This window comes from Arthrobacter terricola, from assembly GCF_004354015.1.
GTDB classification, from domain to species: domain Bacteria; phylum Actinomycetota; class Actinomycetes; order Actinomycetales; family Micrococcaceae; genus Arthrobacter; species Arthrobacter terricola.
The window spans coordinates 1-21,612 of the sequence record NZ_SMRU01000021.1 but is presented as its reverse complement, the minus strand read 5'-3'; the positions used below and the strand labels follow the sequence as shown (position 1 = coordinate 21,612).

Sequence of the window (21,612 nt, the reverse complement as noted above, 5' to 3'; positions counted from 1 at the left end):
CTATCACTTCGATCGTCTCGTCCAGGTCGGCTTCCACGATGCGGATGACGCGCAGCTGGCCCGGCGATCTCGCTCTCGAGGGCCTCGACGGTCGCGCCGACTACGATCCTGTCCTCCTGGTCGAGGTACCCCGCCGGCAGGACGTTGTAGGTGCGGGGCCGAATGTGCCGGGGCGCTGCTATCAAAGGGCTGCTCCTAGTGGGTCGCTTCGGGGGTAACGGGGATCCGCCGTGCGTGCGCGGCATTCGACCAAAGTCCGGCGCCTACGAGAAGGATTGCCCCGCCGAGCACGAGCATCGCGCAATACACGACGACCGCGAAGTTCTCCGCGCTGGAGCACAAGCCTGTGACGGTCTCGATCATCCTCCCGCCGGCAGTCTTGGGTAGCCCGCCGAGGAAGGGCGGCCCGCATTGCAGTGCCGTCCCTATGGGAATAAGCGTTCCTGCCAATCCCGTGGCTGCGACGGTCGCCAATCCCAGGAGGGTCAGAATCTTCCCCGCAGTCCGCATCAACACCCCCTGAGCCTTTCCATCGCTGTGTTTCATTGTCGGAGGCCATAGCCGCACAGCAGTCCGCGAGACGCGCATCCGGCGCCGAGTCATGAGGGCTCACCGGACCTGCACCCCCAATGGAAGCGGTCTCCGTGAACCGTTGTACCCCGTGGCAGCCGCATGACCGCCGAAGCCCCCTTGAAGACCTTCTGGCCGTCGTCTGTTTAGAGGACAAGCTTCCCGTGCAGGTCGCCCGGCGATTGGCCTCGGGTACCTGATCCAAGGTGAGGATTGTCCGCCGCCAACTAGCAACGGCGCATCAGCGTATCAAGATTCGGTGTCGGGCCCCACGTCTACATCGGGTGCGATGTACCCCGTTCGGAGGACAATTTGTCCACCACCTTGCGATATAGGCCCGTGACACAATACCCGTGCCATACCTTGGACCTGCGCGATTCGCTGGGGATCACGCAGATCGGGGACTCAATGTTTACGAAAGCACGATTCAAACGGGTGCTCGCCTTCGGGGTGGTTTCAGCCGCCCTGATTGCCGCCAGTGCAGCCTTCGCCGCACCTGCAGATGCGGCGACAGGAAGGCTAGGGCGGACGTACTCCCTGAATGTACGGTCCGCACCGCAACTTTCTGCATCGGTTGTCGGCACGATCCCGAAGGGCGGTTCGGTTACCCTCCTGTGCTACGTGCGAGGTGCCAATGTCCAAGGGCCATGGGAAGCCAGCAACGTCTGGGACCGGGTCGATCTGGGCGGGGGACGGACCGGCTATGCCGCCGATGCTTTCGTCATCACCGGGTCAGCGACGCCCATTGTTCCTCCTTGCGACGCCGCTCCTGCACCTGCACCAACGGGCGGCAGCCGTGAGGCCAAGGCCGTCGCCTATGCGAGGTCCATGATCGGCAACACAAGTCTGGGGGGATGGTGCGAGGTATTCGCAGCGAGGGCTTACGGCAACAGCTTCTTCTTCACCAACGCCATTTCCAACTATCGGTGGCAGGCAGCCCGGGGCCGGATCCACGCTGACAAGAACGCCCCGGCCGGCGCCCTCGTGTACTACTCGTCGCCACGATGGGACGCCGGAAACGGCCACGTGGCAATTTCCAACGGCAACGGCCAGGTGATTACCACTCTGGAACTTGGGCAGCCCATCAGCGTCAAGAGCATCAGTTGGCCTCCAGGCTTCCTCGGCTGGGCCTACGCCCCGTAAGGATCCCGCACTCAGGAACTGGTCAGGAACCCCAAAATCCGGGCCAGTTCCGCGTCGGGTTTCAGGCAGGACGACTCACACTGAATCGGCGCCCCCAAAAAAGCTCTGAAACACAGTTGAAGGCGTGGCCATGATCGAAGACTCGACATCTTATTGAGCGCCCGGAAGCACAAGATTCTGACCCAGTGGATCGCCCCGGGTCAGTTCGTGTTCTCGACTCAGTTTGTGTTCTCGGCGGTGCGGCCATCGCGTTGTTTTCCTCGCAAGCGCTTTTCTATCTGGCCTACCCGCTAACCCAGGCGCTCGGCTGCACCTCAGCAGCCGCCATCAGCTACGTACTGCTGGCGTTTAGGCTCCTCCTTTTAGTTCTTGGAGGTTATTTTCTGGTGCCAGAAAGAAGATCCTAGTTCTCCCAGCCATCGTGCTTGTCGGGCTGGGCCTTGGACTGGCCAACCTTGCCGCCGTGCGAGGGATCCCGTTACCTTACACTGCCAGCTACACAGCTCGGCACGACGGGGCCAGTGATCGTATACGTCTGTATAGTCTTGTTCTATTTCGCCTCATGGCTTGTGCTCCGAGGCAGACCCGTCCGAAGCCACCTGGCGGCCGCACCGGTCGCCGCCGTGGCGGTGGGCATGGCGATGCTCGGCAATCTTTCCAACGGAATCACATGGGTGCTTCCACCATATGCCGGGCCGGCAATCGCTGTGGTCTGCATTGGATGCGCCTGGCTTGCGGTGGCCTTGGAGCCTAAGAGAGAAATGCCAGCACGGTCGCCGCAAGCGCTTCAAAACCTCACCGTGAACCCGACTCTGACCGCCCCTGGTCAAACGAACGGTTTTGCGGTCGCGGCACTTATCGTCGTCCATTTCAACAGCATCATCGGACTGATCCTTGGTCATTTCGCACTTTCCCAGATCAAAAGCAGCGGACAGGCAGGACACGGACTTGCCTTGGCTCCGGTCGTTATCGGTTGGATCACGACCGGAGTCGCCATCATCGCAGTAGACGCCTACTTCATGATCCTAGGAACAAGCGCCACTCACTTCAGGTGAGCTCAGCAGTCTGTGACGCTTGAATTGCGTCACAGAAGCCGACGTGTCCGCCCTTTGGTGGACACCCGACGAGATATGCAGTCTTATCCGGTCGGCGGCAGCTTCCATGATGGATAACATCCATCATGACCATTGACCAGCAACCGAGCCAATGAGACTCGGGGATGGAAGCAACTGCTTCCATCATGGTGAAGGTAGGGGGAAACGGAACTCTTCACGTCATCAACCGCGTCATTGACTCTACCGACCCCGCAGCCCTACTGAACCCAACTGGGCGCGGCGATCCGTTCACATCGGCCATAGGCACCTTAACAACACCTTTGAAAGGAACGTACGAAATGTCTGACAACAGTTCGAAGCGGAGTGGCTGGGAAACGGCGGACAAAGTCGCGCACGGTGCCGGGAAAGCACTCAACGGTATCGCGTTCGGGATCGTGAAGATCTATGGCGTACTTCTGGTGCTCGCCGGGCTCGCGGTCCTGTTCATAATCCCTGCCAAGGGCTGGTGGGCTGGGCTCATGCTAGTCGTCTACGGAATCTACCTGCTCGCCCCAGGCAGCAAGTTTGTCGTCTGGTGATCACGTGGAAATCCTAAGCGCCATCCTGTTCCTCGGCGTCATTTTCGCTCTCGCGTATGGAAGGGAATACATCCGCAAGCGCGCCAACCAAGCCAAGCGGGAGCGCGAATCATCTGATGGGTGATCATCCGGCGTACAACGCCTTCTTCTGGAGGATCTACGCCATCGTCTACGACCTCATTTGGGACTCGCCCCTGACTGACACCTTGGCGCAGATTTCTACCAGCCACTTGCCCTCTGCGTGCACAGTGGTCGACCTCGGATGCGGAACTGGGCTCATGACACGCCAATTGAGTCAACACGTAATCGGAGTCGACGCCAGTCCAGCGATGTTGACCCGGGCGACTCGGAAACAGCGCATAGATCGAGGCGTGCACGCCCCAGTTCATGAGACGGGGCTGGAGTCCGGTTGCGCCTCAGCGGTCCTGACCTGCAACGTCCTCCATCTCGTTCCTGACCCACGCGGCGTGATCAATGAAGCATTGCGTCTCTGCTCGCCGGCCGGCACCATATTCTTCTGTTGGCCCCTCGACGAACCTGATACCGACACAATATTTCAGCTTGAGCGACGCCTAGGACGAAGCGCCCCGAGGGCCGTCCTTGCTCACGCGCTTAGGCAACTGATTGGTATCGCTGCTGCGTTGACCCGAACGCCACGCCGAACCTCAGCCAGCATCGAGCAGGTTCTTAGTAGAACCCAGGGGCTCGAGGTTGTGTTCGACACCATTCTGCACGGTTGCCAGCGCGTCATGGTCCTTCGACCATTCACCGAACACGAGGCCAAGGATTTCTTCCACTCGCCGTCAGAACGGTCTACAGAATGAGTCCCATAGCCCCTGGTGGGCCTAGGAACGCCGAGGAAATGTCAACATTTCAGTGGACACTGAAACCCGTAGTACGGGGAAGAAAAATATGGGTTCTTGGGTGTCTAGCCTCAGGGAAGCGCTGGCACGCCGGGGAGAATCCGGCCAGTGATCGTCAGAGAGGAAAAAATGATGAGTACGTCGAGACGGCAAATATCCAAAGTGGCCGTCCGGATCCCGGCAGGCTATTTGACTACCGCTCTGCTGGCTGGCTGCTCGCCAGCAGTTTCCTCGTCACCGTCACCCATCTCGGCCAGCCAAAGGAGGCGGTCGAAACTGAGATTTGTGTTTCTGGGTTCTATCGTCGCAATTAGCACAGGTCTTGCCGGATGCGGCACGAACTACGGCCCAATTGACAACAAGGAGTTCGAAGCTACGGTTTCCTCTGTTGGCGAAGGGAAGATAACTTCAGGGCCGGTGTCCGACCTGAAGACCATTCGGGACTCCGAAACTTTTTCTCCAGAGGAATGCTCCATATTGACTCCCCTCAAATACGGATCACCGTATAAGCTCAGCGAACTGGACCAGAACGACCCCGGATATTCCCTAGATTTTAATTCATCGACCCCGCAACCTAACAGGCAGTTCGAGAAAGACTATCGCGGCAATGCAAGACTTTTCCCCGACGAGACGAAGGCGTCTGCCTACTACAACGACGTCGCCCAGGCGCTCCGCAACTGCCCTTTCCTCGACACCACCTTCGAAGGAAAAACAACCCGCTTCTACTGGTCGCCACCGAATAGCCCGATTGCTCCGAATATCCTGACGTGGAAAAATCCCCTGTTCACAGGAATGATGATCCAAAAACACAACATGATTTTGCTCGTTACCTCAACTTCGACTACCCCACCGGACATCAGCACCGATGCCGGTGCCGTCGCTCGAAAGATGGGAGCCTGGTGACCTTAGCCAAAAGGTCCAGTCCATTCGAGGACTCGATGGAGTCACTCATCAAAGGACAGCAGCCAGATCAGCCCTCAAACAGTAGGGGTCGTCATTCGTCAGACCCAGACAACGTCAACGGTCCAGACAATTGCTATACCGCTCAGCTTCGAACACGCCACCAGTGAAGAAACATAAGGAGAAAAACACTATGGGACTCTTCGACAAGATCGCTAGTCGCTTCGTACCGGAACTCGGTGACGTCGAGCAGGACATGGCCGGTAATCCCAACGCGCCGGCCGAGCTACTGCGGAAGATGGCTGAGAAGGAACCGAAGCTATGGGAGACCATCCTGGCGAACCCCAGCTGCCCCTCCGATGTGGCTGCTTACATCCAGAATCGCCGTACGGAATAATCGATCCGGCGTTGATGCACGCTTTTCCGAAAAGATGCGGATCACGACAATGGCGCTGCTCGAAGCGGTCCTTGACGACCCCGCAATTAGTACACATGATTGGGGTACCCGGGCGACTTTCGGGCACCGAAAGCGATGGGGGTTATCGTGAGCCACTCGACTGTCACGGAGAAAGTTGATCTATCCGTCCACAAAGTGGAGGGCCGTCAAGGAGCGGAGGCGAATCCGCTGTTCCTGGGGATGGCCGCTGCTGGCGTGGCTTTTTCGCTGAGCACATTCTTCCTCCCGGCTGGCATCACTGCGCTCGTCGGTAGCATTGGCGTCATCCTCACCCTAAACGGCTGGATCCTCTTCCGGCAGCTATCGCCGGCAGGCTGGATCGGAGTACTCATCGTGATCGTGGCCCCCGGAGTCAACGGGCCGGCAGCTGTCCTGGACTGTCTGGCCATGACGACGATCGCGCTCTTCCTTGCGGAGGGGATCGGTCGGAGGCCTGGCACCGCTGCAGCTGCAGTAAAGCCGGCCCCTATTGCAACCAGGGACGTCCTCACCCAAGTCGGCGTCGATCAGTCAGGAGCGCCCCTTTACGCGATGCGCGCTGTTTCCGGGACGATCGCCGTCGATAAGACCAACGTCCTGGCCATACTGTCCCTCGTTTTCGGCATCATGGGTGGCTTCGCGGCGATTCCGCTCGGCCACATCGCCCTGGTGCAGATCCGCCGTACCGGTGAAAACGGCCGCGGAATGGCCCTTGCGGGTCTGGCCCTTGCATACGCCTGGGTAGCTCTCTGTCTGGTCTACTTCATCTACGTCGCCTCTCTGTTCTCGCAGATCAAGTAAGCGCCAAGTAGCCACGGCGAATTTAAGCAAGCCGGTCCCAGTTGCCCCGTTGTCGGCACGCCGGGTACGCCGCGGAGGCACGTCAAGGCTTCTTGTTCGTTGGTGAAACCGGGCCGGGCACTTCGGTGCAGGGACCCCGTGCCTGCTGTGAGCAATGCCGCGGTCCACTGGCGTGCTGCCCAGGATCGCAAAGGTCGTGATGGTGACCGCTTCGCTGAAGAACCGGTAGGCCTCTCACGTGCGAAGGACAGCTCCTAATCGTCGTCAGGGCCGTCCCAAGGTTGGCGAGGCGCTCGTCTTTCCGGATTGGGCCATGCCCTTAGCATTCGAAAGCTCCGGATTGGGGTCAGCGCTGAATGGGGAGCTCATTTGATCAGCCTTTCCGGCATGACGTATTTAAGGTAGGCGGCATCGATGAGTTCGTTTCTGGGTGGCAAGTAGTTCTCCCCGAACAACTGGCGGATGGAGTTACTCAAGTCATAGGTCATGAGTTCCGGATCGTTCACGATTCTGACGAATATGTCACCTAGGACTTCGCCGGGAAGAGTGGCCAGGTGTTCGATGTCTGGAAGGGAGGCCGCCAGTATCGGAATTTTCGTCTCGGGCAAGGCGGCCCTGATGTCTGTGGTGTTTGCGAGATAGCACGGCTCAGCGGTGATCAGGAGGCCGATGATGGGCCTGTCTCGCGGTATTGCAGCGAAGCTGCTGTTGCCTGAGATAATCTCGTCGTGCGTGGTGTCGATCTGCCTGAAGCCGGCCTCGAGTTTCTGGCTGATCGAGCGCACGGCTGTTGGGTCTCCTGCCCTGGCATTCAAGGTGGTCCGGGCCGATTTACATTCGATAAGGATCGTGGCCGTTGGCGTTATGAGGAACCAATCCACTGATAGCTTGCCGTTTGCTTTTCCCCATCGGATCTCGGGAAGAACTTCCAGCTGGCCGGAGTGATTGAGCTGATCCCCGGTATATGCCTCGACCCGGTACCCAAGTTCAGTTCCAAAGTCTCCTTTCCACTTCTTCCACCCAAGGTAGTAGAGGTTTTCCGGGGAAAAGGAACGTAGCACCCATTGTGTTTGGGGAGCGCAGAGAACTCCATCGCCGATATTGATTAGAGGGGTCTTGACGAGTGGGTTGTACCCATACTTTCGCCAACCATCCCTGAGTTGAGGTGCCGCCAGTGCATCCACCCGTGCTTCATCGAGAGTAGCGGTCAGTCTGTCGAGAGTGCCCATGAATGATTCAACCGGGGCGAGATCGTGGATGCTCTCCGAATACAACTGCCGGATCACCTCTCGGTTGAATACGCCGCCGTTTTCACGAGCTACCGCGTGCACCGCCAGCGTTGAAACCGCCGCGTCCTCCAGGGGAACATGGAGGAGTTCGGCCCAATCGCCTGCTGATTTGGCCTCCTTATAGGAGATTTTGGTTTCCAAAAGCAGGATTGTCCGGATGAGGTTCTCTTTGGCTGAGAATTGGTACGGGGACTGTTCGTGGGCTTTCCCGAGCAGGAAGGGCACCAATTCGAAACGATCACTTGGCGTCGTCTCGATCTGCTCAAACAACGCGGCTATCCGCCAGAAGCCGCGTTCATCGATCAGTTTGCTCCGGTTCCTGTTGGACGTCATGATGCTTGCCCTGGCAAGACCGCTGAGCGTCCAAGGGGCCAGCCTTCCCCAGGACTCGGAGAAACCAAGGAATTCTTGTGTCTGGGAAGACCTTCCGGCGATGTCCCGGAGCAAACCGATCGGCTCGTACTGCCGGACCGCGCTCTCAAATTCCCCGTACCGAATTCTTCGGGCCTGCTCCCAGTTCAAGCTGACCCCCAGTTCAGATTGATCGAAAGTATTGTGCCAATCCATTTTGGCGCACGAAGGTGTCCTTAGGTTGGAGGACCCGCTGCATCACCAACACTCTTTGTGAGCGTAATGACCGCCTAGTTGACGCCGGCGTGTGACGATTTTACGACCGGAGGTCGCCCCAAACCTCGCACGATTGCCGGCTCAAACGTCGAACCTCTGGCTTCAGAGCTGCCCAAGTTCAAGAGCATAACAAGGGCCTATTGGGGTGGCTGGCGGCAAGCGGCGGAAGCATTCTCCCGCCGTGCTCCACCGGCCTATACTGCCCCCATGGGGAACTCACGCGAGCCGACGATCACCGTAAGCGAGCCACAACCTGCTGTCCTCGCACTCTACCTGCGGGATGTTGCCGGCCTGCCGGTAGCCCCAGAAATCCCTCCGCTATCACCGCGTGTGTCGACCAGCAAGGTGGGTGTCCTTGTCGACATCGACGAGGCGTCCGCCGAATGGGACAGGTGGTGGGGCGAGCTGATGATGGACGAAGAACGCCACCGTCCGGGAGCGGCCTTCGACTCTTCAGGACAGCCAGTACCCTCCCGGTTTCCTGTCCTTGGGCAGCTCATGTCCCAGGTGGAGACAGCCGCCCTTGCCTACAGCAGTGAACGGAAGCGTGAGGCAGCTGAACTCCGCCGGGAAAGAATCCTTAATCGCGTCCAGTTCCAGATCCTGAGCGAGGCGCGCCCAGCACTCCTGAAGTGGCGGCGCGCTCGTGAGGTATCACTGCGGGTGACTCAACTTCCCGTAGGCGGCGAATTCAGGCAATCTCGTTCCGAGCACCATGTCGTCGTAAGCCTGAATACGTACAGTGATCCCCACGCCTACGACGCGGCTCTCAGAGACGCTTTGGGGTGGCGCCGGTAAGTTCTGCATCCCGGGCGCCGGCCCATCGCAATAGATCGTTCCGGGCGAAACTCGTATTTCTTATCCCGCGAACCGGCCACGGTGCTTGCCTGCCTGCAGGAGCTTGGCTACCCGGTGACGGACACACCCCTTGCCTGATGCGCCGGAGCGGCAAGGACGCGGCGTACAGCTGCGATACTGGCGCCATGACTTCGCTGTTGGAGACGATGGCCCGGTACGAGATGACGGCTTCGTGGGCGGTGTGGCCGCCGTCCGTGTCATATGAGCGGACGAGCGACATCTCGTTCCCCACGAACGACCTCGACGGCATCCTTCATGCCCGCTCGGTGGTCCTCGGGCTCAACCCCGGAGCACCGAAGGTCGTGCGACGGCCGTGGCACAACTTCCATACGGCGGGAGGACACAACGATCATTTCCTGGCCGAGGCTTTCCGGGACACCGTGCACTGGGGCGCGTACATGACAGACCTGCTTAGCGAGGTCAACTCGAAGTCGGCCACACTGGATCTGAGCGGCGGGACCATCCGCCGCGACGTTGCGGTGCTGGTGGATCAGCTGCAGACCCTGGAGGCGGCGGACCCGCTGTTCATCTTGATCGGAACGAAGACCGCCAAGGCGTTTACCGACCATGCCCCGGTCTTGTCGGACGGTCTCGGCCTTGCCAGGGTCCGTTCGGTCGCTGTGCCGCATTACTCGGCAGCGAACGGCCGGGTTCACGGCAACAGCCCCTGCAAATACCGGCAGCTCGTCTTGGCAGCATTGACGGCCGCCGACGACTGATGCTGTCATCACCCTGCCCGGGTCCGATGATGAACCGTCCCCTTAAGCCATCATGGTGGACTTGGGACGAGAGAACGGACTGTGAGCCCGTCCAGGACGTGAGATCGGTCGGAGACCCGGGCGATAGTCGCCGCCACGCAAACCGCTGAGTGGTGAAAGACGGGCAATTAGGTGGTCAGTCAGGGGTCGAAACTCAAGGTGCGAGGCGCTCATGGTGAGGATGACCCACGGTCCCTGGATCCTGAACCGTCCGGGGATCTCAAACCCGCCCCTGAACACGTACGTCATTCACACCTCTACGGACTGCGGTCAAGCCCATCCCGCCGCTCGAGTTACCCGGTGGGCGTTTTCGCGACAAAATCGAAGAGAAGCATTAGAAGGAGATTGGCAGCGAAGAAGAGGAATACAGCCAGAATCAGTGACCCGTGGTAGGAGAAATAGAGATACCCCGCGATCCCTCCGGATATTAGAAGAAGGATGACTAATAGGATTCGCTTCCAAGGCTTCAGCGTCGGCACGTAGACGCGTCCAGGTCTTGTCCCCAGCTGCCAGGCTCGGAAGATCGAGATGATCCCAAAAGTGCTCAGGGTCAGCACGAGGAAACCGTCTACCGCGGAGCTGGGGTGAATGCCAGTTGCTATTAGGATTGCTATGCCGGCGATGGAGAGTGCAACCATCACAGATGCGGTAGCGCGGCGCTGCTTCACGTGTTCTATCTGGACCATTTAACCTGCCCCTCGAATTTCAGCAGATCCCGACTTGGGTCACTGTTCCAGTCGTTCATTGTCCGATGGAACACAGCCCACCGCCCACAATTCCGCTGACTGTAATAGTGTCCCCTGTAGCCGTCCATCCTTGAGCGACCTCCGGTAACTTTCCTAAGACCGATAGGTGACGAGCTGCTGAAGGTATCCTTGCCAGTGCCAACGGGCCAAGAAACCAAGCGGCGGCGTTGAGGCGGCATCCAAAAGTGTTCGCGGGGTTATTGGCCACTTTAGGATCGATCGGCCCCACGTTTGGAGTGTACGTCGCCCAGGATGGGGTGCCGTAGATGTTGCACGACTGAACCATGATGCAGTTGTCCTTGCTGTTCAGGAGGTCCATCGTCGGTGCTTCATGCTTCTGATTTGGACAAGACCCTCCGCTGTCGCCGTCGGAGATATTGAGCGGGTTGCTCGATAGACCGAGAGGGTCGGTCTTGTTGAGCGGGTTGTTGTCTGCGTATGTGTATATGGCTTTGGTTATCGAAGCCAGGGGGTCGACGCTGAGGAACTGTGCGGTCGCCGGGTCGTAGTACCGGGCACGGAGGTAGTAGAGTCCGGTGTCAGTGTCCTGGGTTTGGCCGTTCCAGCGCAGCACCGTGTCTGCGGTTCCGGTTTTGGCGGTGAGGTTGCCGTTGGCGTCATAGGTGTAGCTGGCGGCCGCGACACCGGTCTGGTCGGTGAGGAGCCTCGTGGAGCCGTACTGGTCGTGCTGGTAATACAGGGCAGCCCCGGTGCCGTCGATCTGCTCTACGGGGTGGCCTGCATCGTCGTAGAGGTAGCTGGTGGTCCCGTCGGTGAGCATGAGGGGCACTCCTGGGCGGCTGTCCCAGGCGAAATGCTGGGCGGCCCCGGTGGCGGGGGTGCGGGTGGTGCGGAGTCCGTCTGCGTTGTAGGCGTAGGTGGTGCCGTTGGCCGCGGTGAGCCGGTTAGCCTGGTCCCAGGTGTAGGACGCGGTCGTGCCACCGGGGGCGGGGCCGGTGAGCCGGTTGCCCTGGGTGTCGTAGGTTATCGCCGTGATGGTTCCGGAGAGCGTGTAGCTGGAGGCCTGGCTTGCGGCGTCGTAGGCCAGGGTCGCCCCGGAGGCCAGCGCGGTGGCGTTGCCGGCGGAATCGTAGCTGTAGGTACTGGTGTTGACGGCAGCCAGCTGGTCGCGACTTGTGTAGCTGTAGGTTTCGGCGGGCTGGGTGATTCCGGTGATTGTCGACGATGCCAGAGCGCCGACGTTGTTCCGTGTGTAGGTGAAGGATGCCAGTGCGGTGCTGCCCGGACCGGTGTCGGTGATGGCGCTGAGCTGGCCGGAGGCGTCGAAGGTGGCCGCTGCCGTGACGCCGTTGCCATAGGTGGTGGAGACGGCGTTGCCGTCCGCGTCCGGGGTGAAGGTAGTGGTGTGCCCGGACCAGTCCGTGATCCCGGTGAGGTGCCCAGCGGCGTCGTAGGCGCGGTTGACGGTTTGCCCGTTGGGGTAGGCCAAGGCGGTGAGGTGTCCGGAGAGGTCGTAGCTGTATCCGGTGGCTTGACCGGCGCCGTTGGTGGAGGCAGTGAGTCTACCGAGGGCGTCGTAGGTGTTGGTGGTGGTGCCGGTGCCGTCGGTCATCGTGGCGGTTTTACCTGTGGCTGTGTAGGTGAATGTCGCGCTCGGGGTGGCGCCGCCGGAGTAGCTGGTGCCTGTCCGGTTCCCTGCCACGTCAAAGGTGTTGGTTGTGGTGCGCCCCGCAGGATCGGTCACCGTGACCGGGTGCCCCGCGGAATCGTAGGCGTAGCTCGTGGTTCTGTTAAGCGGGTCCGTCGAGGACGTCAGCATGTTCAACGCGTCATAAGTGTAGGTGGTGGCGTGCCCGAGAGCGTCGGTGGTGCTTGTGCGGTTGCCGTCGGCGTCATAGGCGGTGGTGGTGACGGTGTTGTCGGGGTTGGTCACGGTCGTGGGGCGGTTGACGGTGTCGTAGGCGGTGACGGTGGTGTTCCCGTTGGCGTCGGTCAGGGCGGTGCGGTTCCCGTCGGCGTCGTAGCTGTAGGTGGTGGTGTGGTTGAGCGGGTCGGTGACCGTGGTCAGGTGCCCGGCGGTGTCGTAGCTGTTCGCGGTGGTGTTGCCAGGGGGACTGACGCTGGTCAGGCGGCGGCCGAGGGCGTCGTAGGTGAAGGAGGTAGTGTTCCCCAGAGGGTCCGTGCTTGAGGCCAGGGCGCCGGTGGTGGTGTGGGTGAGGGTGGTGGTGTGCCCGTCCGGGCCGGTGATGGCGGTGATGTCCCCGGGGTGGGAGCTGTCGGTGTGGGCGTAGCTGGTGGTCGCTGTCTGGGAGGTGCCCGTCAGCGGGGTGGAGACGCTCAACGGGTTGCCGGAGGTGTCGTAGCTGTAGGTGGTGACGGTCCCCGCGGCGTCGGTGGCGGTTGTGACCTGGTTCAACGTGTTGTAGGTCCAGGATTGCTGGTGGTTGGCGGGGTCTGTGGCGGTGAGCCGGTTCCCGACACTGTCATATGTCGCCGAGGAGACATGCCCGAGCGGGTCGGTCGCGCTGGTGGCTCCGAAAGTGTTTTGGTCATACGCGTAAAGCCACGTCGACTCCTGAGGGCTTCCTGCGCCGGTGATTCGCTTGATCATCTGCCCTGAGCGGTAGGTTTCCTTGGTGATCCGGCCACCGGGGGAGGTGATGGTTGTCTGGGCATCGGAGCCGTCAACCCCGTAGGAAATGAGCAGGTCACCGGCTGGTGTTGTTTGTTTGGTGACCCGCTGTGCCTGGTCGTAGGTGTTGACTGTGGCTGTGCCGCGGGGGTCGGTGACAGAGGTGATGAGATTGGAGGCGTCGTAGCCGTACCCAGTGACGGCTCCGCCGGGGGCGGTGTACGAGGTCAGTCTTCCGGCGCTGTCGTATCCGTAGGCGAAGACCCTTCCTGCAGGGTCGGCGATGGTGGCGATTCTGCCGCCGGCGTTGTAGGCGAACGTCAGGGTCCGGCCTGCACTGTCCGTCGCTGTCGTGAGTTGCCCGGACGCGTTGCGGGCCAGGGTTGTGGCGTTACCGTTCAGGTCACTGAGAGAGCTCAACTGCCCAGACGACGTGAAAGTGAAAATGTCTTTAGCGCGGCGGGTGTAGGTCCATGTCCCGTCGGCATTGTGGACAAGGGCGGCTACGACTCTCGCCGGGGCGTGGTAGAGACCACCGGCGTCCGGGGTGAAGGTCACCATTGACCCGTTCTCCTGATGGATGTCGACCGTTCCGGAGGAATTCAGGGCCAAGGACATGCTGTAGTTGAATGACCAGCCGAACCCCAGAGGGCCGTCAAAGGATGCCCGTTGGGACGAATACGTCCGGGAGACCGTCAGGCCCGGGCCGCGACCGGCTATGGAGACATCCGTGGTGTTTTCGTAGAATTCCCCGTTCGAAGTGTTCACCGGATCACCGGCTGCACACTGGGGGCAATAGACCTCAGCCGGATTGGAACCACCTACCGTTTCGTACGGAGCGGTTGGGCCGGACGTGCTCACCTGGTTCGACAACGCGATGATGCTGCTTGGCGGGTAGTAGTTGCTGATGTTTCCCACCGTGGCGATGAACTGATGTGACGGCGATGACGTGGTCCCGGTGCAGACCGCCCCGGATGAGCAGAACTGGATGTATGTGATGTAGGTCTGTGGCTTCGAAATATCGAAAATTTCCACGTACACGTTGTATCCCGCCGCGTAGTTCGTAGTGGCAGTCACCGTGGTTCCGCTCGCTGTGAGGGTGATCGTCCACGGTGGTGGCGTGACGGGACTCGATGTCGCGATGATCGACGAAGGAGGATATGTATTGGTGGAGCCATGCGTGACGACCGCGATGTAGCTGGCCCCTTTTTCCTGCGGGACGGTCGTAGCAGTGCAGGTCGTTCCCGAATTGCAGAAGTTCAGATAGGTTATTCCACCCGTTTGTGGTTTGGCGGTATCGAAGATCTCAAGGTACGTTGTTCCGGTCGCCGCGTAATTGGACGTGGCGGTCAGGCCGATGCTTGTGGTGATGTTGGCAGTAAGGGTTATCGTCCACGCCGGCGGCGTCACTTGATTTGACCAAGCGCTTGCAGAAGACGGCGCATATTCGGCATAGCTGTTCGTGATGGTGTTGCCTACGACTGCGATGTACGTGCTCTGATTCTCTGCCGGGATGGTCGTGGATGAGCAGGTCGTGCCGGTGTTGCAGTAGTTCAGATAGTTCATGGTGCCGGTTGAGCTCATGTCGAAAATCTCCAGCCATTGTCCGGTGCCATCCAGAGGCTGGTTTACCGTTGCCGTCAGTGAGACTGTCGTTCCCACCGTCATGGCCAGCGATACCGACCACCCGCTGGAAGTCATCGGGACGGCGCCTTTGAACACATCGCCTTGCGTTCGCGGGGCGGAGGCAAGGCTGAACAATTTGCTGATGCTCGCAGGCGCGGCGGGTAGCGCCCTGGGCGGCAGGACCGACGGGGGAGCGATCACCTCCGGCAAGGTTCGGGCCGCAGATTGTGCGACAGCTTGAGGGGGCGCAGCGAGTGACCGGGATATAGCGGCAAGCACTGGTGGGGTGAACCCTGCGAGCATCAAGGCAAGGCTCAGAAGACCGCAAAGAACCAACCGAACAGCACGCATGCTGACTCCCCAGACATTCGGTTTACCCCAGTAGAGACCGGACCCAACAGTGGGTCCAAGGTGATAGTGAAACCTTGGATCCCCCATGGCAAGAGCTCGGAGTACTCGATTTTTCAGGGTGAGGGATGGGGCATTCGAGCCAAATATCAAATTGACATACGAAATGCTAGGTTCTTGACGGAGCGTCGGGGCGCATGACAATTGGCAGCGAATCAACTTGACGAAAACAAAATATCGTCCAGCGGAAGAGTTTGACTCCACCTCGCATGTCATTTTCCGGCAATCACGGGTCATGCTTGGTCTCATCGGGCGGCAAATATGTGACGGGGTATTGGCCGAACCCTGTGGGTGAAACGCAAGCCGGCTCGGCTATCATCCGGGCATGGGGAACTACAGTGCGGGGTATCTGGCCCGGGATGAACGGCGTGAGCGTCGGAAGCGGTTTCGGCAGAAACTTGCCTATGTCGGACTTGGGGTGCTGGCTGCAGCCACAATATTTGTCGTCTCACTGGCTCTGCGGCGCTGAGGGGGAGCGGGCATGTGCTGTTCCGCTTGGACTACACGTTGAGCACTGATGAGGAGTGGCCACGGTTCAGGCCACAGACGCCATTGCTTGCCGGCCCCACGGCCTACGTCCTTTGGCGGGTCCGGATCCGTGCCACGACGGTCGCCGTCCTGATGTGCCTGCTTGGACTGACGATAAACGTCAGCCGAGTGCTGTTGCGGGGCTTGTTGTCGTCGTGTTGATCCTGTGGTGCCCGATCAAGGAAGAGGCCGAAAAGAGCGCAGGCTACACAACGCTGCGGCTGGCCCACAAAGAGCTCGAACAGCGGGACCCGTACCTGGGCCGGGTGATCCGCCAGCCGGGGAAGGACTACCTCGACCGCGCGCAACTCCAGGCGATCGTCGAAGCCGCCAGGAACGCAGCCCGACTTCCTCGCTAGCAGCCGGTGACCGGGCGTCGCGGCGGCCGTCCATGGTTGCGGTGTGACCCGTGATGCTACCGTCAGCGGACTGCTTAATGGGAACGTACTGGCATGCCTTCTCCACAGACGCTGAGTGTGGCCGATCGGCGCGTCGTGGCGGCTTGGGCCGCGGACTGTGCCGAGCGGGTTGTTGGCTTCTTTGAGGCAGAGGCTCCGGCAGACGCCCGCCCCCGCGGCGCGATCACCAGGGCCCGGGCCTTCGCCCGCGGTGAGCTCAGTGCGGCCGAGGAGATCCGCCGCCGGTTTGTCGCCGGACGTGCAGCACGCGATGTGAAAACTCCTGCCGCGGTGGCGGCCGCGCACGCCGCGGCGCAAGCCGCCGCCGTTGCGCACATGGGCGCACACGCCCTGGGTGCAGCCGCGTATGCCGCGAAAGCCGCCGGGCTGGCGGAGCCGGACCGGCCCGGGGCGGTCGATGACGAGATCCGCTGGCAGCTTGAGCACATGACGGCCGCAGCCCGGTCCGCGCTTCGGCTCCTGCCACCCCTCGGTACGGATCGGGCCGGTCCGCTGGGGCCAGGACTGCTTGCAGCCGGAGTTCTCGCCGCGGCTATCCGGGCCATCCAGGCCGACCTGACGATCCCGGACCCGCCGGCCTCCTCCAGTTGAACCCTGGCTGGCGGTTGGCTCCAGGCCGGAGCCGTATCGACCGGGCAGCCTCGGAAGTCAGTTGCTGGATGGTTGATTGGAATTCGCTGGAGGCGCAGGCGTCATAGCGGTCCCTGCGTTGGGCTCGTCCTCGAATTTCCCGACGACTCCGAAGTCAATGTGGATGGCTGTGACTTCGCCCTCGGCATCCTTCGTTTGGAGAACCGGATAAAACCCGTCGCCCCACCCCGAATGCGCCAGCACAACGTTCTCTCCTGCGTTTGACCGCGGCATCACCAGATTCGCCGTACCCGCCGGGAGAGGCTCATCCGCGTCCATGATTGCAAACCAGGAACGCGGATCGTCATGCGGGTCAAAGACATCGTCGTACCACTTGCGGGGGTCCTCGGGCATGCTCATGTTGACCGAGTCCGCATCGACGAAAGCAACCGTTCCGGCATCGACGCTGGCACCGAAGAACTCTCCCTCCGGAGGCGGACCATCCAGGCCTGGTGCTGCTTCAACCCGGGTTGCCGTTGCGTCGGACATGACCAGGGAAAGGTAGGCCTCCCGCATATGGGAACCATCTTGCTGTTCGGATACGTCAGCCACGGTGACGTAAACGGGATAATCGCCCGGAGGAATCCGGAAGACGACCGGGTCGTCCAGGTTCACAAACGGGTCACACGCGCCAAGTTGCCCTGACGGAATTCGAACCATGCCGAGATCCGTCACGGTCAATTTGCCCAGCAATCCGGACTCCAAGGGCGCGGACCCTGTCCGCATGGCGTAGTGATCGGCAATATCCATTCAGCCATCTTCCCCTGCGAAACGCTGAAAACAATTTCCGACACCGCTGTCAGGGATTAGTTACCGGGGCCGTAGTTATCTGTGCGAATGACAATGGCTGCAGCCCCGTCCGGGAGCTTCGCCCGTGCAGCCGGATACGCTTCTTCATACGTCGCCGCCGTCGCAGAAACTTCACCGGACGTGCCGTCAGGCAGCTGGAAGGAAAGTTCTACTCGCACGCCAAAATCCTAATCGGTCTTGCCTCAGGTAGCGTGGCGTCATGACGATGCTTGAGGACGTGTGGCCTCTTTTCCGCCTTCGGCTCTCAACCCCGCGGCTCATGCTGCGCCCACTCCACGATGAGGACATTCCCTCCTGCATCGAGGCGGCGGCATCGGGCATTCATGACCCTGACCGCAGCCCTTTCGCTGCCCCGTGGACTGATGCGCCGGTCGAAGAACTTCCCGGGAACCTGGCACGCTATGTGTGGCAGCAACGCGCGGCGTGCACGCGTGCTGAATGGAACATCAACTTCGGCGTCTGGACTCACGAGGGACAATTTCTTGGGACCCAGGACGTGGGTGCGACAGACTTCGTAACACTTCGGACGGTTGGGACCGGTTCGTGGCTCCGCCGAAGCGCTCAGGGCCAGGGGTTCGGTACCGAGATGCGCACCGCCGTCCTTCTCTGGGCTTTCGATTGGCTTGACGCCGAGTGCGCGGTGACCGGCGCCGTGGACTGGAACCACGGTTCCCTCGGTGTGAGCCGTCGTCTCGGGTACCTTCCGAACGGCGAGAAACGCGTTACCACCCGACCCGGCGTCGTCGAACGCGAACTGCTGATGCGGCTCACTGCCGATGAGTTACGACGTCCGGACTGGACCCTGGGCGTCGACGGCGCTGTGGCAGCCAACGAATTTCTAGGCGTCTAAGTGGGCAACCACCGCAAGATGGAGTCTCTGGCTTCCCGGCTGGCCCATGCATTGGAGGAGTGGGGATGCCAGCCGGACGGAGAAGCACTCAGAGGCGGCATGTCGGAAGTGCTGCCTGTCCGCCGTGGAGATCAGGAGTTGATGCTAAAGCTGCTCCCGCGGGCCGAGGCTGCCCGCGAGGCACTTGCTTTGCAAGCTTTTCCTCCCTCGGTATCGGTACGCTATCTTGACCATCATGACGAGCTCGGCGCGCTGTTGCTGGAACGGCTGACATCCGACTCATTGGCCGGTATGCCACCGGACCGGTCCATCACAATCCAGGCCGATCTCGCACGACGCCTGGCCGTACCGGATCCGTCGCGGAAAAAAGACGCCATTCAGATTGAGCGTCTGGCATCTGATGGGTGGCTGGTCCATCTCGAGGGTTTGCTGCATCGCGCTCCGCGCGTGGTTTCCGAGCGAGCGATTGGCGCTGCACTCGAGGCGATTACCGACCTCGGCACTGATCCGGCCACCACACTGACTCACGGTGATCTGCATTCCCGCAATGTTCATCGGGACCGTGACGGCTTCTGGCGGGTCATTGATCCTGCGCCGCGCGTAGGCACTATCGCGTACGAAAGCCATACGGTGATCGTTGAACGGGACCGGCTGGGGGAGTTGATAGCCGACGGTCCTCGCGAATTACGCCGACGGCTGGAACATTTCTCCGACGTGGCCGCAGTCCCGCTGGATCTCGCGGAGCGGCTGTGCCAGGCGCGGGCAGTCAGCTCGGCCTTACACGAAGCCATAGAGGGAAACGCCGGGCTGGCCGCAGAGCTAGCCTGGATGGCCGAGTCACTGTCACTCGCGCGGTGAATACATGACCACGGTGTGGGCAGCATCGCGTTGCGTTTTTCCGGTGTCCACACCCGGCCAGCCATGGAGGACCGGGGATTTACCATGGTAATGCTTGTCGTTGTGCTTCCGGGCAAAGGCCATCGCAGCCTCAAGCGAGATGAAGAGACCCTCCCGGGCCCGGTCTCCACACTGGACCAGGTAGGCGACTCCGGTCAGGCCGTAGCACTCGGTAACATGTGCGGCTCGGGTCATCACGCCCCCTAAACGTCGTTGCCTAGCCTCCACTTATGGGAATCCAAGCTACAGGACGCTTGTTTCGTGCATGGAACCGTGAAGCCGAAGAGGATCATTCCCGTTCCGTGCAGGATTGCCCGGGTGGCGGAAAGGGCGGGGTGACGATTGACGTTCACCTCAGCGGGCAGCGCGTCGGCGTCGACCGGGTCGAGGTGGCAGCCGTCGTCCGGCGCCTTCCCGGTCATGTGGCCCTGACGTCGCCGCTGGTCCAGGGGTTGCTTTCCGGCTTCGGGCGGTGACCTCATGCCGGCGTGGGCTGCGCCGACGCGACGTGTTCCTTGGCCTGAGGGTAAGATGGACTGACGAAGTGAGGCAGACCACAGTGCAACGGCGCGCTGGCGGTGCCAGGCTGCATATTGAGGGGGACATCAAAGATGGCTGGACGTTTCGAAGTTCTGCAGGACGGCACTGACTACTATTTCCGGTTGACGGCGGCCGACGGCTCGCTCGTTGCCGAATCACCGAAGTTCAATCACCTGAAGGCAGTGGTCGACGGCATCAACGCGGTCCGCGAGAACGCAGCGACGGGAATCGTCGTGGATCATTCCAGCAAATCCAGGACCGCAGCGTAGCGCGGTCCTCGTCTGAATGTCACCGGGCCGCCACTGCGCGCACCGTCCTCTATCCGTCACCGGTGAAGACGAGACGCCGTGAACCTGAACCGTGACCGGGGAGAAGGTCCATGGTCCGAAGCTCGTGTGTTGCGCTGTTGCGTGCCCGGACACGCCAGCCGGGCGGTTCACCCAGGGCGTCCGGAAGACTTGTTGCGGAACCGGGCTCGATCATCCAGATTGAGCCTTCGTAGCGGACCGCAAGGGGCTGCGCGCGGGAGTCGAAACGGACCTGCACGTCGGCGCCCGGGTCGTCTGCCCCTGTCGGGATGATCATCATGCGGAGCTAGTTTCCGGGTTTCGCGGTGACGATGCGGTTCCGGCCCAGGCTTTTCGCCTCGTACAGCGCCCGGTCTGCGGCTTCCACCATCGGTGCGAGGTCGCCGCCGGCGGTGGAACTTGTGGCGATGCCGTAGCTCACGGTCGGGAAAGTGACACCCTGCGGGGGCTTGGCCGCTGCGAGGTGGCTATTGATGGTCTCGGCGATGATCCAGGCGCTTTCCTGGTGCGCGCCGGGGAGCAGGATGATGAATTCTTCCCCGCCGTACCGGCCGGCAAGGTCCGTGTGCCGGATCGAGGCACTGCACGCGTCGGCGAATGCCTGAATCGCCGCGTCCCCGGCGGCGTGGCCGTGGGTGTCGTTGATGGCCTTGAAGTGGTCCAGGTCGGCGATGATGAGCGTTGACACCGATCCCGCGGCGTGCTGGCGGCGTACTTCCCGCCCGGCCTGTTCCTCGAAGGTGGTGCGGTTGAGCAGCCCGGTCAGTCCGTCCCGGCTGGCACGGTCGTTGAGGGCGTTGATGAGCTGTTCGTTGCTCAGCGCCGTCATGCTGAAGGACACGGTGACGAGCATGACGATGGTGAGCATGGAGGTGAACGCGGAACTGAAATAGGTGGTGAACTCCGGCCCGTCGGGCCCTTCCATGACATAGACAAAGGTGCGCACCGCGAAGTACAGGGCCAGCAGCCCGGCGGAGGCGGCCAAGGGCTGGTGCGCCCTGGACTCCGAGGGCTTGAGCAGTGCCAGTTCCCTGGCTGCGAGACCCATCACGACTGCCATCAGTGCCAAGTACACCACGCCTCCTGACCAGGCATCGGAGGCCGGATTTTCCAGTGCCGAGGCGACGGCGGTGACCACGGGACCGGACAGGAGCAGCCACGCCCGTGTCCGGCGCAGGTGCAGGGACCGCGACCCGGCCCAGATACTGGAGGCACCGGCCACGATCAGGGCGTTGCCCAGCGGGTCCGCCCAGACCTGCTGGGTGGTGCCGGTCAGCAGGTAGGCGATGTTCCCGGCCATCAGGAAACCCAGAGACAGGCACCACCACCCGCTGTACGCCGACCCGGTGCGCCGGTACGAGTTGTAAAACAGCGCGCCC

At 61.3% G+C, this 21,612-nt stretch carries 24 protein-coding genes and 3 pseudogenes; 16 read left to right on the top strand and 11 right to left on the bottom strand.

Annotation, left to right across the window (positions count from 1 at the left end):
• Window positions 1-195: 195 nt before the first annotated feature.
• Window positions 196-546, bottom strand: a complete 351-nt coding sequence (locus E1809_RS17020; RefSeq protein WP_133205435.1) for a hypothetical protein — start codon at window positions 544-546, stop codon at window positions 196-198.
• A 363-nt stretch (window positions 547-909) separates the two neighbouring features.
• Between E1809_RS17020 and E1809_RS17015 the strand changes: the two genes are divergently transcribed.
• The 4 genes and pseudogenes from E1809_RS17015 to E1809_RS27760 all read left to right on the top strand — a co-directional run.
• Window positions 910-1,713 (top strand): SH3 domain-containing protein, encoded by an 804-nt coding sequence (locus E1809_RS17015; RefSeq protein ID WP_133205434.1) that lies wholly within the window; start codon window positions 910-912, stop codon window positions 1,711-1,713.
• 635 nt (window positions 1,714-2,348) lie between these two features.
• Window positions 2,349-2,768 carry a DUF4190 domain-containing protein gene (locus E1809_RS17010; RefSeq protein WP_133205433.1) on the top strand — a complete coding sequence of 140 codons (420 nt, stop codon included), beginning with the start codon at window positions 2,349-2,351 and terminating at the stop codon, window positions 2,766-2,768.
• A gap of 338 nt (window positions 2,769-3,106) precedes the next feature.
• Window positions 3,107-3,346, top strand: a complete 240-nt coding sequence (locus E1809_RS17005; RefSeq protein WP_133205432.1) for a hypothetical protein — start codon at window positions 3,107-3,109, stop codon at window positions 3,344-3,346.
• Between the two features lie 116 nt (window positions 3,347-3,462).
• Window positions 3,463-3,912: pseudogene (locus E1809_RS27760) on the top strand (class I SAM-dependent methyltransferase); the annotation flags it as partial.
• Between the two features lie 99 nt (window positions 3,913-4,011).
• Here the strand turns inward: E1809_RS27760 and E1809_RS27755 are convergent.
• Window positions 4,012-4,143, bottom strand: a complete 132-nt coding sequence (locus E1809_RS27755; protein ID WP_268908712.1) for a hypothetical protein — start codon at window positions 4,141-4,143, stop codon at window positions 4,012-4,014.
• A 65-nt stretch (window positions 4,144-4,208) separates the two neighbouring features.
• Between E1809_RS27755 and E1809_RS27100 the strand changes: the two genes are divergently transcribed.
• The 4 genes from E1809_RS27100 (at window position 4,209) to E1809_RS27450 (ending at window position 6,346) form a co-directional block, all read left to right on the top strand.
• Window positions 4,209-4,523, top strand: coding sequence for a hypothetical protein (locus tag E1809_RS27100; protein ID WP_205754227.1), 315 nt, complete (start codon window positions 4,209-4,211; stop codon window positions 4,521-4,523).
• Window positions 4,495-5,112, top strand: a complete 618-nt coding sequence (locus E1809_RS16995) for a hypothetical protein (protein WP_205754226.1) — start codon at window positions 4,495-4,497, stop codon at window positions 5,110-5,112. The genes E1809_RS27100 and E1809_RS16995 overlap by 29 nt, the downstream gene beginning before the upstream one ends.
• Window positions 5,113-5,302: 190 nt before the next feature.
• Complete coding sequence (locus tag E1809_RS16990) at window positions 5,303-5,506, top strand: variant leucine-rich repeat-containing protein (RefSeq protein WP_133205429.1); 204 nt, start codon at window positions 5,303-5,305, stop codon at window positions 5,504-5,506.
• Between the two features lie 147 nt (window positions 5,507-5,653).
• The gene (locus tag E1809_RS27450) at window positions 5,654-6,346 is read left to right on the top strand and encodes a DUF4190 domain-containing protein (RefSeq protein WP_235835654.1); all 693 of its coding nucleotides are present in this window, start codon (window positions 5,654-5,656) and stop codon (window positions 6,344-6,346) included.
• 365 nt (window positions 6,347-6,711) lie between these two features.
• Here E1809_RS27450 and E1809_RS16980 read toward each other — a convergent pair whose 3' ends face one another.
• Window positions 6,712-8,157 carry a hypothetical protein gene (locus E1809_RS16980; RefSeq protein ID WP_133205427.1) on the bottom strand — a complete coding sequence of 482 codons (1,446 nt, stop codon included), beginning with the start codon at window positions 8,155-8,157 and terminating at the stop codon, window positions 6,712-6,714.
• A gap of 312 nt (window positions 8,158-8,469) precedes the next feature.
• Between E1809_RS16980 and E1809_RS16975 the strand changes: the two genes are divergently transcribed.
• On the top strand, window positions 8,470-9,060 hold the full coding sequence (locus tag E1809_RS16975) for a hypothetical protein (protein ID WP_133205426.1): 591 nt from the start codon (window positions 8,470-8,472) through the stop codon (window positions 9,058-9,060).
• Between the two features lie 185 nt (window positions 9,061-9,245).
• Window positions 9,246-9,839, top strand: a complete 594-nt coding sequence (locus tag E1809_RS16970) for a hypothetical protein (RefSeq protein ID WP_133205425.1) — start codon at window positions 9,246-9,248, stop codon at window positions 9,837-9,839.
• A 332-nt stretch (window positions 9,840-10,171) separates the two neighbouring features.
• Here the strand turns inward: E1809_RS16970 and E1809_RS16965 are convergent, their stop codons facing one another.
• Window positions 10,172-10,564, bottom strand: a complete 393-nt coding sequence (locus E1809_RS16965) for a hypothetical protein (RefSeq protein WP_133205424.1) — start codon at window positions 10,562-10,564, stop codon at window positions 10,172-10,174.
• A 55-nt stretch (window positions 10,565-10,619) separates the two neighbouring features.
• Entirely contained in the window at window positions 10,620-14,918 is a 4,299-nt protein-coding gene (locus E1809_RS16960; RefSeq protein WP_165962354.1) for an RHS repeat-associated core domain-containing protein, read from the bottom strand.
• Between the two features lie 1,016 nt (window positions 14,919-15,934).
• Here E1809_RS16960 and E1809_RS16955 point away from each other — a divergent pair.
• Both E1809_RS16955 and E1809_RS16950 read left to right on the top strand, forming a co-directional pair.
• Window positions 15,935-16,138, top strand: a complete 204-nt coding sequence (locus E1809_RS16955; RefSeq protein ID WP_133205422.1) for a hypothetical protein — start codon at window positions 15,935-15,937, stop codon at window positions 16,136-16,138.
• A gap of 93 nt (window positions 16,139-16,231) precedes the next feature.
• Complete coding sequence (locus E1809_RS16950; protein WP_133205421.1) at window positions 16,232-16,789, top strand: putative immunity protein; 558 nt, start codon at window positions 16,232-16,234, stop codon at window positions 16,787-16,789.
• A gap of 57 nt (window positions 16,790-16,846) precedes the next feature.
• Here the strand turns inward: E1809_RS16950 and E1809_RS16945 are convergent, their stop codons facing one another.
• A complete protein-coding gene (locus tag E1809_RS16945; RefSeq protein WP_133205420.1) occupies window positions 16,847-17,578 on the bottom strand; it encodes a DUF4241 domain-containing protein in 732 nt (243 codons plus the stop codon).
• A 56-nt stretch (window positions 17,579-17,634) separates the two neighbouring features.
• Window positions 17,635-17,796 (bottom strand): hypothetical protein, encoded by a 162-nt coding sequence (locus E1809_RS26755; protein ID WP_165962353.1) that lies wholly within the window; start codon window positions 17,794-17,796, stop codon window positions 17,635-17,637.
• 41 nt (window positions 17,797-17,837) lie between these two features.
• On the opposite strand from E1809_RS26755, the gene E1809_RS16940 reads away from it, so the two are divergent.
• Both E1809_RS16940 and E1809_RS16935 read left to right on the top strand, forming a co-directional pair.
• Complete coding sequence (locus E1809_RS16940; protein ID WP_133205419.1) at window positions 17,838-18,488, top strand: GNAT family N-acetyltransferase; 651 nt, start codon at window positions 17,838-17,840, stop codon at window positions 18,486-18,488.
• Entirely contained in the window at window positions 18,489-19,346 is an 858-nt protein-coding gene (locus tag E1809_RS16935; RefSeq protein ID WP_133205418.1) for an aminoglycoside phosphotransferase family protein, read from the top strand.
• Here the strand turns inward: E1809_RS16935 and E1809_RS16930 are convergent.
• The gene (locus E1809_RS16930) at window positions 19,332-19,580 is read right to left on the bottom strand and encodes a hypothetical protein (protein WP_133205417.1); all 249 of its coding nucleotides are present in this window, start codon (window positions 19,578-19,580) and stop codon (window positions 19,332-19,334) included. The genes E1809_RS16935 and E1809_RS16930 overlap by 15 nt on opposite strands.
• Window positions 19,581-19,615: 35 nt before the next feature.
• Between E1809_RS16930 and E1809_RS27095 the strand changes: the two genes are divergently transcribed.
• A complete protein-coding gene (locus E1809_RS27095) occupies window positions 19,616-19,861 on the top strand; it encodes a hypothetical protein (protein ID WP_133205416.1) in 246 nt (81 codons plus the stop codon).
• A 135-nt stretch (window positions 19,862-19,996) separates the two neighbouring features.
• Window positions 19,997-20,194, top strand: coding sequence for a YegP family protein (locus E1809_RS16920; protein ID WP_133205415.1), 198 nt, complete (start codon window positions 19,997-19,999; stop codon window positions 20,192-20,194).
• Between the two features lie 49 nt (window positions 20,195-20,243).
• Here the strand turns inward: E1809_RS16920 and E1809_RS16915 are convergent, their stop codons facing one another.
• From E1809_RS16915 to E1809_RS27995, 3 genes and pseudogenes are all read right to left on the bottom strand, one after another.
• Complete coding sequence (locus tag E1809_RS16915; RefSeq protein WP_133205414.1) at window positions 20,244-20,513, bottom strand: hypothetical protein; 270 nt, start codon at window positions 20,511-20,513, stop codon at window positions 20,244-20,246.
• Window positions 20,510-20,581, bottom strand: a pseudogene (locus E1809_RS28000) (hypothetical protein); the annotation flags it as partial. The pseudogene E1809_RS28000 and the gene E1809_RS16915, both read right to left, overlap by 4 nt.
• 13 nt (window positions 20,582-20,594) lie before the next feature.
• Window positions 20,595-21,062, bottom strand: a pseudogene (locus E1809_RS27995) (GGDEF domain-containing protein); the annotation flags it as partial.
• Window positions 21,063-21,612: the final 550 nt, after the last annotated feature.